This is a genomic window from Streptomyces sp. NPDC051563 (genome assembly GCF_044454225.1).
In the GTDB taxonomy this organism is placed as follows: Bacteria; Actinomycetota; Actinomycetes; order Streptomycetales; family Streptomycetaceae; genus Streptomyces.
Genome location: NZ_JBITDL010000001.1, coordinates 77,630 through 90,467, shown reverse-complemented (window position 1 = coordinate 90,467; position 12,838 = coordinate 77,630). Strand labels below are relative to the sequence as shown.

The 12,838-nt window shown below is 73.7% G+C and carries 10 protein-coding genes; 3 read left to right on the top strand and 7 right to left on the bottom strand.

Annotated features, from left to right (window positions below):
- Positions 1 to 14: 14 nt before the first annotated feature.
- Genes pdhA through ACIA8F_RS00400 form a run of 3 tightly spaced genes read left to right on the top strand, consistent with a single transcriptional unit; the run spans position 15 to position 3,522 of the window.
- On the top strand, positions 15 to 1,166 hold the full coding sequence (gene pdhA, locus ACIA8F_RS00410; protein WP_399376243.1) for a pyruvate dehydrogenase (acetyl-transferring) E1 component subunit alpha: 1,152 nt from the start codon (positions 15 to 17) through the stop codon (positions 1,164 to 1,166).
- Positions 1,163 to 2,176, top strand: a complete 1,014-nt coding sequence (locus ACIA8F_RS00405; RefSeq protein ID WP_399375939.1) for an alpha-ketoacid dehydrogenase subunit beta — start codon at positions 1,163 to 1,165, stop codon at positions 2,174 to 2,176. Before pdhA ends, ACIA8F_RS00405 begins: the two co-directional genes overlap by 4 nt.
- Positions 2,176 to 3,522, top strand: coding sequence for a dihydrolipoamide acetyltransferase family protein (locus ACIA8F_RS00400; RefSeq protein ID WP_399375938.1), 1,347 nt, complete (start codon positions 2,176 to 2,178; stop codon positions 3,520 to 3,522). Before ACIA8F_RS00405 ends, ACIA8F_RS00400 begins: the two co-directional genes overlap by 1 nt.
- 320 nt (positions 3,523 to 3,842) lie before the next feature.
- On the opposite strand, the gene ACIA8F_RS00395 is transcribed toward ACIA8F_RS00400, so the two are convergent.
- The 7 genes from ACIA8F_RS00395 to ACIA8F_RS00365 all read right to left on the bottom strand — a co-directional run bounded on the left by ACIA8F_RS00395 (position 3,843) and on the right by ACIA8F_RS00365 (position 12,831).
- The gene (locus ACIA8F_RS00395) at positions 3,843 to 4,820 is read right to left on the bottom strand and encodes an NAD(P)H-quinone oxidoreductase (protein WP_399375937.1); all 978 of its coding nucleotides are present in this window, start codon (positions 4,818 to 4,820) and stop codon (positions 3,843 to 3,845) included.
- A gap of 32 nt (positions 4,821 to 4,852) precedes the next feature.
- On the bottom strand, positions 4,853 to 5,953 hold the full coding sequence (locus ACIA8F_RS00390; protein ID WP_399375936.1) for a potassium channel family protein: 1,101 nt from the start codon (positions 5,951 to 5,953) through the stop codon (positions 4,853 to 4,855).
- Entirely contained in the window at positions 5,941 to 7,266 is a 1,326-nt protein-coding gene (locus ACIA8F_RS00385) for a molybdopterin molybdotransferase MoeA (protein ID WP_399375935.1), read from the bottom strand. Before ACIA8F_RS00385 ends, ACIA8F_RS00390 begins: the two co-directional genes overlap by 13 nt.
- Entirely contained in the window at positions 7,263 to 8,207 is a 945-nt protein-coding gene (locus tag ACIA8F_RS00380; protein WP_399375934.1) for an NTP transferase domain-containing protein, read from the bottom strand. Before ACIA8F_RS00380 ends, ACIA8F_RS00385 begins: the two co-directional genes overlap by 4 nt.
- Before the next feature lie 404 nt (positions 8,208 to 8,611).
- A complete protein-coding gene (locus ACIA8F_RS00375; RefSeq protein WP_243330999.1) occupies positions 8,612 to 9,151 on the bottom strand; it encodes a bacterial proteasome activator family protein in 540 nt (179 codons plus the stop codon).
- A 102-nt stretch (positions 9,152 to 9,253) separates the two neighbouring features.
- Complete coding sequence (locus ACIA8F_RS00370) at positions 9,254 to 12,103, bottom strand: FtsX-like permease family protein (RefSeq protein ID WP_399375933.1); 2,850 nt, start codon at positions 12,101 to 12,103, stop codon at positions 9,254 to 9,256.
- Positions 12,100 to 12,831, bottom strand: a complete 732-nt coding sequence (locus tag ACIA8F_RS00365) for an ABC transporter ATP-binding protein (RefSeq protein WP_399375932.1) — start codon at positions 12,829 to 12,831, stop codon at positions 12,100 to 12,102. Before ACIA8F_RS00365 ends, ACIA8F_RS00370 begins: the two co-directional genes overlap by 4 nt.
- Between the last annotated feature and the right edge of the window lie 7 nt (positions 12,832 to 12,838).

The following is a 12,838-nucleotide window of genomic DNA, read 5'->3' as shown; positions in this document are numbered from 1 at the left end:
AGGTGTACGCCGCCATGACGGTCCAAGAGCTGCCCGGTGCCGGTGCGTCCCACCGCTCCACCCCGCCGCCCGCCTGGAGGCCCCGTACGGATGCCGCCCCGCTGCTCCCGGACCCCGAGCCGTACCGGGTGCTGGGCACCCCGGCCGCCGACAGCCTCGACCCCGAGCTGATGCGCCGGTGCTACGCCGAGCTGGTGCGCGGCCGCCGCTACAACGCCCAGGCCACCGCCCTCACCCGGCAGGGCCGTCTGGCCGTATATCCCTCCACCGTCGGCCAGGAAGCGTGCGAGATTGCCGCAGCCATGGTCCTGGAGGAGCAGGACTGGCTCTTCCCGAGCTACCGCGACACCCTCGCGGCCGTGGCGCGCGGGCTGGATCCCGTACAGGCGCTGACGCTGCTACGCGGCGACTGGCACACCGGGTACGACCCGCGCGAGCACCGGATAGCCCCCCTCTCGACGCCGCTGGCCACCCAGCTGCCGCACGCCGTCGGCCTGGCGCACGCCGCCCGGCTGCGCGGCGACGACGTGGTGGCCCTCGCCATGGTCGGCGACGGCGGCACCAGCGAGGGCGACTTCCACGAGGCCATGAACTTCGCCGCCGTCTGGCAGGCGCCGGTCGTCTTCCTCGTCCAGAACAACGGCTTCGCGATCTCCGTCCCGCTCGCCAAGCAGACCGCCGCCCCGACCCTGGCCCACAAGGCCGTGGGGTACGGGATGCCCGGCCGGCTCGTCGACGGCAACGACATCGCCGCCATGCACGAGGTGCTGTCCGAGGCGGTCCGGCGGGCCCGGTCCGGCGGCGGACCGACCATGATCGAGGCCGTCACGTACCGCATAGAAGCCCACACCAACGCCGACGACGCCACCCGCTACCGGGGCGACGCCGAGGTCGAGGCCTGGAAGGCGCACGACCCGGTCGAGCTGCTGGAGCGCGAGCTGACCGCGCGCGGCCTGTTGGACGGGGCGGGCATCCAGGCAGCCAAGGACGCGGCGGAGGAGATGGCGGCGGCGCTGCGCGACGGGATGAACGCGGAGCCCGTGCTCGACCCGATGGACCTCTTCGAGCACGTCTACGCGCAGCAGACCGGCCGGCTGCGCGAGCAGGCCGCCATGCTCCGTGCCGAGCTGGACGCGGCCGAGCAGGAAGAGGGGGACGGATCATGACCACGGTGGCGGTGAAGCCGATGACGACCAAGCCGGCGACCATGGCCCAGGCCCTGAACCGGGCGATGCGCGACGCGATGGCCGAGGACCCGACCGTCCACGTCATGGGCGAGGACGTCGGGGCGCTCGGCGGGGTCTTCCGCATCACGGACGGCCTCGCGAAGGAATTCGGCGAGGACCGCTGTACGGACACCCCGCTCGCCGAGGCCGGCATACTCGGCGCGGCCGTCGGCATGGCCATGTACGGGCTGCGGCCGGTCGTGGAGATGCAGTTCGACGCGTTCGCGTACCCGGCCTTCGAACAGCTCATCTCGCACGTGGCCAAGATGCGCAACCGCACACGGGGCGCGATGCCGCTGCCGATCACCATCCGGGTGCCGTACGGCGGCGGGATCGGCGGAGTGGAGCACCACTGCGACTCCTCCGAGGCGTACTACGTGGCCACGCCCGGGCTCACCGTGGTGACCCCGGCGACCGTCGAGGACGCGTACGGACTGCTGCGCGCCTCGATAGCCAGCGACGACCCGGTGATCTTCCTGGAGCCGAAGCGGCTGTACTGGTCCAAGGCCGACTGGTCGCCCGAGGCGCCCGCGGCGGTCCCCGGGATCGGCGAGGCACTCGTCCGGCGGACCGGCACGAGCGCGACGCTGATCACCTACGGGCCCTCGCTGCCGGTGTGCCTGGAGGCGGCCGAGGCCGCCCGCGAGGAGGGCTGGGAGCTGGAGGTCGTGGACCTGCGCTCGCTGGTCCCCTTCGACGAGGAGACCGTCGTGGCCTCCGTACGCCGCACCGGCCGCGCGGTGGTGGTCCACGAGTCCGGCGGCTTCGGCGGACCGGGCGCGGAGATCGCCGCCCGGGTCACGGAGCGGTGCTTCCACCACCTGGAGGCGCCCGTGCTGCGCGTCACCGGCTTCGACATCCCCTATCCGCCGCCGATGCTGGAGAAGCACCACCTGCCCGGCGTGGACCGGATCCTGGACACCGTGGCCCGTCTGCAGTGGGAGAACTGATGCCGCAGGTCATGGAGTTCAAGCTGCCGGACCTGGGCGAAGGGCTGACCGAGGCCGAGATCGTCCGCTGGCTGGTGGCCGTCGGCGACGTCGTCGCCATCGACCAGCCCGTCGTCGAGGTCGAGACGGCCAAGGCGATGGTGGAGGTCCCCTGCCCGTACGGCGGCGTGGTCACCGCCCGCTTCGGCGAGGAGGGGACGGAACTGCCCGTTGGCGCCCCGCTGATCACGGTGGCGGTGGGTGCGAAATGCGCACCGTCCGATGAACTCGCCCCCGCAGGGGCCGCGGACGCGGCGAACGCACCCAGGCCCCTGATCGGATACGGCTCGGACCACTCACGTCCGGCGCGTCGGAGGCGGGTGCGACCCGGCTCCGCCGCGCCGGGGGCCGCCCCCGCGGGTCCGGCTCCGGCCGTGACCGCCGTCGCGGCCGTCGCGGCACCGGCGGCCGCCGCACCGGCCGTCGTCGCCGGGCCGGTGCCCGTCATCTCGCCGCTGGTGCGCAAGCTGGCCCGGGACAACGGGGTGGACCTGCGCGCCCTGCGCGGATCGGGGCCCGAGGGCCTGATCCTGCGCGCCGACGTCGAGACGGCGCTGCGCGCCCCGGCTCCGGAGCCGACGGCGGCGGCCCCCGCCGGCGGCCCCACCACGCCGGAGGGCGCCACCCGGATCCCCCTCAAGGGGGTGCGCGGGGCGGTCGCGGACAAGCTGTCGCGCAGCCGGCGCGAGATACCGGACGCCACCTGCTGGGTCGACGCGGACGCCACCGAACTGATGGCGGCCCGGGCGGCGATGAACGCCGCAGGCGGCCCCAAGATCTCCGTGCTCGCGCTGCTCGCCCGGATCTGCACCGCGGCGCTGGCCCGCCACCCGGAGCTCAACTCCACGGTGGACCTCGCGGCGAACGAGATCGTCCGGCTTCCGGCCGTGCACCTGGGCTTCGCCGCGCAGACGGAGCGGGGGCTGATGGTCCCGGTGGTCCGGGACGCGCAGACGCGCAGCGCGGAGTCGCTGTCGGCGGAGTTCGCCCGGCTCACCGAGCTGGCCCGGGCGGGGAAGCTGGCCCCGGCCGATCTCACCGGTGGCACCTTCACCCTGAACAACTACGGGGTGTTCGGGGTCGACGGGTCCACGCCGATCATCAATCACCCCGAGGCGGCGATGCTCGGTGTGGGGCGGATCATTGCGAAGCCGTGGGTGCATCGGGGGGAGCTGGCGGTGCGGCAGGTCGTGCAGCTGTCCCTGACCTTCGACCACCGGGTGTGCGATGGCGGGACCGCGGGCGGCTTCCTGCGCTACGTCGCCGACTGCGTCGAGTCGCCCTCGGTCCTGCTGCGCAGCCTGTAGCTCCGCGGGGGGTGGGTGGGCCCTGCGGGGCTGTCCCCTACCCGCCCTTCCACCGTTCCCCGGGCTTCGCCCGGACCCGTTCCCGGGGGCCAGCCCCCGGACCCCCGCTCCTCAAACGCCGGAGGGGCTGAGTTTGGCCGGCGTCCGGCTGGATGTGCGCGGGGCGGGCTGGTGTGCCGCGTAGCGGCACAATCCAGCCCCTCCGGCGTTTGAGGAGCGGGGTCTGGGGCGGAGCCCCAGAAGGGGTCCGGGCGGAGCCCGGGGAACGGGCGAAGGGCGGGTAGGGGACTCTGCCCCGCGCAGCGGCGACCCCGGGTGGCTCAGGTGGTCAGGAGGAGTTTGCCCACGTGGGTGCTGGATTCCAGGACTCGGTGGGCTTCCGCGGCGTCCTGCATCGGGAAGGTGCGGTGCACCACCGGGTGGACGCGGCCCGACTCGATCAGGGGCCAGACGTGTTCGCGTACGGCTGCGACGATCGCGGCCTTTTCTTCCAGGGGGCGGGCGCGGAGCGTGGTCGCGGTGATCGCCGCGCGCTTCGCCAGCAGGGCGGCCAGGTTGAGTTCCGCCTTGACCCCGCCCTGGAGGCCGATGATCGCGAGGCGGCCGTTCACGGCCAGCGCGTCCACGTTCCGGGTCAGGTACTTCGCGCCCATGATGTCCAGGATCACGTCCGCCCCGGCGCCGTCCGTGGCCGCCCGGACCTCTTCCACGAAGTCCTGCTCGCGGTAGTCGATCAGGATGTCGGTGCCCAGTTCGGCGCAGCGCGCCAGCTTCTCCTTGCCGCCCGCGGTGACCGCGACCCGCGCGCCCACGGCCTTCGCGAGCTGGATCGCCATCGTCCCGATGCCGCTCGACCCGCCGTGCACCAGCAGGGTCTCGCCCGGGCGGAGACCGGCCACCATGAAGACGTTCGACCAGACGGTGGAGACGACCTCGGGCAGGGCCGCCGCCGTCACCAGGTCCACGCCGGCCGGGACCGGAAGGAGCTGGCCCGCCGGGACGGCCACCCGCTGCGCGTAACCGCCGCCGGAGAGCAGCGCGCACACCTCGTCGCCCACGGACCAGCCGGACACCCCGGCTCCGATCGCGGAGATCCGCCCGGAGCACTCCAGGCCGGGATGGGGAGAGGCGCCGGGCGGCGGGTTGTAGAACCCCTGCCGCTGCAGGACGTCGGCGCGGTTCACGGCGCTCGCCGCCACCTCGACGAGGACCTCGCCGTCTCCGGCCACCGGGTCGGGTGCGTCGGCCCACACCAGGGCATCGGGACCGCCGGGCTGTTCGATGGTGATCGCATGCATGGCCGGAGGCTATCGCCCCCGGGCCGCTCGGGTCAGTCCGCCGAACCCAGGACCACCGGCGGCGTGGCCGACGGGGCCGCGCGGACGATCGAGATGACCCGGTCCGTCAGCTGGAGGGGGCTCGCGTGCGGATCGTCGTACGGGATCAGCCGGTGGCCGCGCAGGACGCTGACCACCAGGTCATCGGTGTCCCGGACCGATTTGCCGACCTCCGAGCGGTTCACCGGGCGCTCGATCAGGTCGAGCCCGCTGCCCTGCTGGATGAGGTCCTCCATCACGGTGCCCGCGCTCGGGCTGAGCACCGAGAGGCCGAGCAGCCGGCCCGCCGCGCTCGCGCTCGTGATGACCGCGTCCGCGCCCGACTGCTTCAGCAGCGGCGCGTTCTCCTCTTCCCGGACGGCCGCCACGATCTTCGCGCCGCGGTTGAGCTGGCGGGCCGTCAGGGTGACCAGTACCGCCGTGTCGTCGCGCTGGGTGGCGATGACGATCTGACGGGCCTTCTGGATCTCGGCGCGCAGCAGGACTTCGGTGCGGGTGGCATCGCCGACGACCCCCGTGAACCCCTCCGCGTTGGCGATGTCGATCACCTTGGCGCTGGGGTCGACGATGACGACCTGCTCCTTGCTGACGCCGGTGGCCAGCAGGGTCTGCAGGGCGGAGCGGCCCTTCGTGCCGAAGCCGACGACGACCGTGTGGTCACGCAAGTTCTTCCTCCAGCGGCTGAGCCGCCACTCTTCCCTGGTGCGTTCGGTGAGGACTTCCAGGGTGGTGCCGACCAGGATGATCAGGAACAGCACGCGCAACGGGGTGATCAGCAGGACGTTGACCAGCCGCGCGCTGTCGCTGTACGGGACGATGTCGCCGTAGCCGGTCGTCGACAGGGTGACGGTCGCGTAGTAGACGCAGTCGAGGAAGTCGACCTTGTCGTTGGCGTTGTCGTGGTAGCCCTCGCGGTCGATCCACACGATCAGGACCGTCAGGGACATCACGAACAGCGCCATCAACAGGCGCCGGGAGACCTGCCGGAGCGGCTTCTCGACGATGCGCTTGGGCAGCTTGATGCGGCGCGAGACGAGTTTCTCGTCGGCGCCGCGCGCCATCGCATCGGATCCGTGAAGTTTCACGTGAAACATCCCCCCGAGGCCCACGGGAGATCCAGGATCTCCAGCTCCTGCCCGGACCGCGCCCCGTTCGGGGGTACGACGGCCAGCGCGTCGGCGGCGGCCACCCCGCGCAGCATCGCCGGTCCGTTGTAGCGCAGCGGTACGGCGTGGTCCTCGGTCAGCAGGACCGGTACGAGCCGCGTGTCGTGCGGATGACCCGGTACGTCGCCCTCCACGGGCACCACGTACCGGGGGCGCGGGCGCCGCCCGGCGAGGGCGCGCAGCAGCGGGTCGGCGAGGGTCAGCAGCCCGGAGACGGCGGCCAGCGGGTTGCCGGGCAGCCCCACCAGGTGGCGGACCGGGTCCTGGCCGGGGCCCCGGCCGCCGGTGCGGGCCAGCAGCATCGGATGCCCGGGACGCACGGCCACCCCGTCGACGAGCAGTTCGGCGCCGGCCTTGGCGAGCACGGGGCGGACGTGGTCGACGGGGCCGGAAGCGGTGCCGCCGGTGGTGATGACCACGTCGGCGGTGGAGCCGGTGACGGCCTCCAGCAGGGCCGCGGCGCCCGCCGGGTCGTCGCCGAGCCGCCGGACGTCGACGACCTCGGCGCCGAGCCGGGTCAGCCAGGGTCCCAGCATGGGGCTCAGGGCGTCGCGGATGAGCCCGTCGTGCGGGGGGCCCTCGGTGAGCAGCTCGTCGCCCAGGACCAGGATCTCCACACGGGGCCGGGGGCGGGTGGTGAGCTCGTCGTACCCGGCGGCCGCGGCGAGGCCGAGGACGGCCGGGGTGACCAGCGAGCCCGCAGGCAGCAGGAGCTCGCCGGAACGGCACTCCTGGCCGCGCGGGCGGATGTCCTGGCCGGTGGCGACGGGACGCTCGGCGTACAGCAGGGTGCCGGCCTCGCGGGAGTGCTCGCTGCGGATCACGGCGGTGGTGTCCGCGGGGATCCGCGCGCCGGTGGCGATCCGTACGGCCTCGCCGTCCGCGAGGGGCGCGGGGCGCTCGCTCCCGGCCAGTGCGCCGTCGCCGGGGCGGACGGTCCAGGGGCCGGGCCCGGCGACGGCCCAGCCGTCCATCGCGGAGGTGTCGAAGGAGGGCAGGTCGCCCAGGGCGTCGAGGGACGCGGCCAGCACCTCGCCGAGGGCGGCGGCCAGGGGAACCCGGTGGGTACGGCCGCGGACGGCCGAACCGGCGCGGGTGGCGGCCTCCCGGGCCCGGAGCCAGGTCGCTGCGCGGTGCCCGCCGCCGGTGGCGGTGGCGGCGTCGGCGCGGGGGTCGCGGCTGACCAGCGCGAGGGCCTGGTCGAGATCGCGGTCGGCGTCGGTGCCGGGGTTCGCGGTCATCCGGAGCCGGTCGCTTCGGGGCCGGTCGCTTCGGGGCCGGCGGGGGCCGGGCCGGTGGGGGCGGAGCCCGTTGCTTCGGAGCCGGCCGCCTCGCCTTCGGCGGCCCAGCGCAGGGCCAGCTCGGCGGCCTTGCGGGAGGCCTCGGCCACGGCCTGCGCCGGATCGGCGCCGGCGGCTTCGGCCCGGGCCGCCGCATAGCCGACGAGGAAGGTCGTCAGCGGGGCGGCGGGCCGGGCGACGCCGTGCGCGGCGTCACGGGCGAGGTCGAGCAGGGTCTTGGTGTCGACGGCCACGTCGATGCCCAGCTCGTTCTTGGCGGCGATGATCCATTGCTCCAGCACGGTTCCATGCTCTCTGATTCGGGCGCGGGCGGAGGCGAGATCGTCCCAGGTGTCGCAGTCGAACGAGGCGAGTGGCGCAGCCGCGGTGACCGGGGTGAGGTCGAGTTCGGCGGTGAGGGCGCGCAGGGGGAGGCCGTTCACCGAACCGTGTTCGGTGGCCAGCAGGGCGATTTCCCTGCGCAGGGGCTCCGCGCGGTAGGCGGCGACCAGTGGCTGGTCGCGGCCGGCCGGGTCGCGGAGCAGGGCTCCGTCGCGGGTGCGGTGCCCGGGCGCGTCGAGGGTCCGCAGGAGGGCGTCGACCGTGTCCCGGTCCAGGAACGGCAGGTCGGCGGAGAGTACGAGGACCAGCGGGGCGGTGGTGTGCCGCAGCCCGGCGTCCAGCGCGGCGAGGGGGCCGCCGCCGGGGGGGTCCTCCCGGGCCCAGTGCACGGGGCGGGGCGTTGGCCTGCGGGCGGCGACGACCACCGTGCGGTGTGCGTCCGCGCAGGCGGCCAGGACGCGGTCCAGGAGGGGGCGGCCGCCGACGATCAGGCCGGGCTTGTCGGCTCCGCCGAGTCGGCTTGCGGCGCCGCCTGCCAGGACGATGGCGTCGTAGGTCATTCCCCGAGTATGCGGGGGGTTGGGGGCGGATGGGCTTCGGCGCTTACCGGGTTCTTACCCGGCGGCCCGGGGTGGCCGTGGGGGCCGCTGCGCGGGGCCGTCCCCTACCCGCCCTTCCACCGTTCCCAGGGCTCCGCCCTGACCCGGTCCTCAAGCGCCGGACGGGCTGGGGAGGGGTACCGGGCTGCGCCCGGACCCCCCGGGGCTCCGCCCCGGACCCCGCGCCTCAAACGCCGGCGGAGCTGGTTTTTCCCGACGCCGGTCCGCATGCGCCGGCGGGGCTGGATTTCCCCGACCCCGGTCCGCAGACGTCGGCGGGGCTGGATTTGCTCAAGCAGTGAGGGGGCCCGACATGCCTCCGGGGCCGCCCTGGGGCGGCCCCGGAGGGGTGGTGGGGCGGGGGGTTAGAGGTACGGGCCGGAGCGGATGGCGCCGTGGGGGCCGTCCTCGTCGTCCTCGTGGGAGGAGCCGGGCGGGAGGGCCCGGCGCATCTGTTCCAGCTGGGCCCGCGCCGCCATCTGCTGCGCGAACAGGGCCGTCTGGATGCCGTGGAACAGGCCTTCCAGCCAGCCCACCAACTGGGCCTGGGCGATCCGCAGTTCCGCTTCGGAAGGGATCGCCTCCTCCGTGAAGGGAAGGGAGAGCCGCTCCAGCTCCTCCACCAGCTCGGGAGCCAGACCGTCTTCCAGCTCCTTCACCGACGCTGCGTGAATGTCCTTGAGACGGACCCGGCTGGCCTCGTCCAGAGGTGCGGCGCGTACCTCTTCCAGGAGTTGCTTGATCATGCTGCCGATCCGCATGACCTTGGCGGGCTGTTCGACCATCTCCGTCACCGGGACCTCGCGCGACTCGTCATCGGCGCCGCCGACCGGCATCCCGTCCTGCCCCACGATCAGGCCGTGCGGGGGGCTGTCCTGCGACCGTTCACTCCTCGGCATCTCCATGCCGTCATTCTCTCGCACACCTTCGTATTCACACGGTGTGCCCCCGCACGGGCGTGATCCACCCTGTGCGGGGGCACCAAAGGCACCGGAATCGGCGGACCGTCACACCTCGCGGCGGGCCAGTGCTCCGCTCGAACGGGTGACCAGGGCCGCCAGCAGCGCCGCGCCCACGGGGACGACGATCAGCAGGCCGCCCAGCGTGCTCCAGGGCACCGAGATCGGGATGTACGGGATGGCCTCGGAGGCGGCCGAGTAGCCGTTCTCGATGCCGTTGCGGACCAGATCGGCGGCGGCCCGCCGTTCGGTGAGCCGGAGCCCGACCGCGGGCAGGATCCCGGCGGCCGAGCCGAGCACCACGCCCATCAGGGCGACCACCCCGCACTGGAACCCGCTGAGGGTGCGCCGCACCCGCGGCGGTGCGCCGACCGCGGCCAGGGTCTTCAGGTCGCCCTCGGCGTCCGCCTGGGCCAGGCCCGTGGCGATGCCGGCGGCGCCGATGGTGACCAGGCCCGCGAAGACGGTCAGGACGAGCATGACGAGGCTGTCGTCGCCCTCGTAGCCCTTCTCGATCTTCAGGCTCGTGTCCATGCCCAGCTTGTCGAGGGCCCCTTCGAGCCGCTGGCGCTGCTCGGAGCTCGCGCCCCCGTCGAGGGTGAAGTAGGAGCCGAAGGGGACGGAGGCGATCCCGGCGCTCTTCGCGGCAGCGGCCGGCAGCACCAGCTCCACGCCGTAGCCCGTCACCGATTCGGGCACCTGGTACGCGGCGAAGACCTTGTCCTGGCCGGCTCCCGGCTCATCGGGCGCGGAACCGGGGGCGGGCTCGCCCCGGCCCATGATCAGCCGGACGGTGACCTTGTCCGCGAGCACGTTCTGCTTCTTGAAGGAGACGGCCTTGCCCGCCTTCAGCGCGGCCGCCGCACCCGGGTCGTCGACGGCCAGGACGGACAGCAGCTTCTCGTCGGCGACGACGAGGGAGTTCTGGACGCCGAAGCGGCTGTACTGGCACCGCCAGTCGTTGCGCAGCTCCTTCTGCTGGGCCAGCGTGAAGGAACTCGGGCCGTTCACGGCCCCGTAGAGCGGGCAGCGCTGCGCCTTCGGGATGATGATCTCGGCCCGCCCGCAGTCCGGGCTGTCGCCCCACGGGGTGCAGCCCGGCTTGCCGACGACGGCACGCTCCACGTCGGCCCGTACGGCCACCGGGAGTTCCTTGCTCAGGATCTCGCGCATCGCGGGCACGTCCCGGTACGCGGTGAACTCGTTCGTCTCGATCAGCCCGGCGCCGAAGGGCAGGCTGGCGACGTACTCGTGCCGGGCCTGGATCTCCTTGCTGTGCTGGTACGTGGCCACGGCGACGGTGCCGGCGACGGCGGCCAGGACGGCGGCCACGGCCGGCGCGGTACGCCCGCGGTTGCGGACGGCGTCGCGCAGCGCGAGGCGGGGCGACAGCGGCAGCCAGCGGCCGGCCCGGCCGAACAGGCCGACCAGGGTGGGCGTGAGGGCGACGACGCCGAGCTCGGCGATGGCGCTGCCGCCCGCGACGACGGTGGCGCCCATCTTGGACACGGAGCCGAACAGGGCGATGGCGGCGCCGCCCGCGATGGCGAGCAGGCCGAGGACGGGCAGCACCCGGTTGGCCCGGCGCACCCCGCGGCGGCCGGTGAGGGAGGCCAGCACGGTCTGCCGGGAGGCGTTGACGGCCGGGACGATCGCGGCCAGCAGGCCGGTCAGGACGGCGAGTCCGCCGATGGCGAGGAGTTCCAGCGGGCGGACGTCGAAGTTGCCGAACCGCTTGCCGATCGTCCCCTCCAGCACCGGGCTCAGCGCCAGGGTGAGGACGATGCCCAGGGCGGTGCCGATGACGGCCGCCGCGGCGCCGATGACGAGGCCGCCGGAGAGCACGATGGCCCGGATGTGCCGCCGGTCACCGCCGTTGGCGCCGACCAGGCCGAGCTGGCGGCGCGAGCGCCGGGCGCCGACCGCGAAGGCGGGTCCGGCCAGCAGGCAGATCTCCAGCATGGCGAGGCCCACGACGGTGGAGACGATCGCGAGTTCGGTGGGGCCGATCATGGCCCCGGGCCGCCACGCGTCCCGGGGCTGCTCCGTGTAGAGCGGCACCTCGGAGTCGGCCGGCGGGTTCAGCAGCACGGCGCGGGATTCGACCATCAGGTGCTGCTTGGCGTTGGTCTCCTTGACCATGTTCCACGTGAAACCTTCGCCGCCGACCTTCACCAGGTAGTTGTCCTGGGAGTTCACCCCGTTGCCGCCGGCGGCCTTCAGGTCCCGGTCGAGCGGGGCCAGCAGGGTGCCGGGCGGGGCGAGGAGCTGCGCCGATTTCAGGGCGTCGGGCAGCTCGTAGACACCGACGATCTTGTACGAGGTCTTCGACTCGCGCGGGGTCACGCTGGAGCCGAGGAAGTACCCGGACTCCTCCAGGAAGGCGCCGGTGGCGAGGATCTCGCCGGCCGCCTGCGGCAGCCGGCCGCGCTCCAGCGTCCACAGGCCCTTGACCAGCGGGCTCGCCGGATCCACCTCGCGCAGTTCGGTGTCCAGGATCCCGTACCGGGTGCGGACCTTGGCGTAGGAAAGGCTGTCCTTGACGGACTGGGACCCGGCCGGGAGCACGGGCGCGGTGGCGTTCTCGTCGCGGCCGCCGTCGCTCGGCTGGTACTTGTCGTATCCGCCGACCGGGGCGTAGCTCTGGGCATCGGGGGACTGGTAGATGGCCACGCCCATGTGGGGGTCGCTCACCTTGGCGTCGGCGGCGCCGAGCACCCGGCTGACGCGCTGTTCGGGGGAGAGCTGCGAGCTGCGCACGGTGAGGTCGACGGCGCTCACGCCGACGATCGGCAGGGCGATCATGGCCAGGACCAGGGCGCTGCGGCCCTTGGAGCGCCAGGCGTCGCGGCGGGCTATCCGGATCGCCGCGATCCAGGAGTGGTACGCGGAGATCACTGAGCGGCCGCCTGCCCGGAGAGCAGGGAGTCGGCATGGCTGCGCAGGGTCTCGTCGACGACGCTGCCGTCGCGCAGGAACACCACGCGGTCGGCCCACGCGGCGAAGCGCGGCTCGTGGGTGACCAGGATTCCGGCCGCTCCGGCGTCGCAGCGCGAGCGCAGCAGGGCGAGCACGGACTCCCCGGTCTCGGAGTCGAGGGCGCCGGTCGGTTCGTCGGCCAGCACCAGGCGGCGGTCGCCGACCAGGGCGCGGGCGATGGCCACGCGCTGCTGCTGGCCGCCGGACATCTCGTCGGGGAAGCGGTCGGCGAGCTGTCCGAGGTTCATCTCCTTCAGGGCCGCGAGCGCGGAGACGCGGGCCTTGCGGGCGGAGATCCCGTCGAGTTCGAGCGGCAGGGAGACGTTCTCGGCGGCGGTGAGCGCCGGGATGAGGTTGTAGTCCTGGAAGACGTAGCCGATGCTGCGGCGGCGCAGGGCGGCCAGCTGCTTGCGGCTCGCGGTGGTGATGTCGGTGCCCTCGACGATCACCCGGCCGCGGCTCGGGGTGTCGAGTCCGCCGGCGAGGGTCAGCAGCGTGGACTTGCCGGACCCGGACGGGCCCATGACGGCGACGAGTTCGCCGGGGTACACGGAGAGGTTGATCCCGCGCAGGGCGTGCACCTCGGTGGCGCCGCTTCCGTGGGTGCGGACGAGCTGGTCCAGTTGCAGTACGGGCTGGTCGGGCATGAAGGGT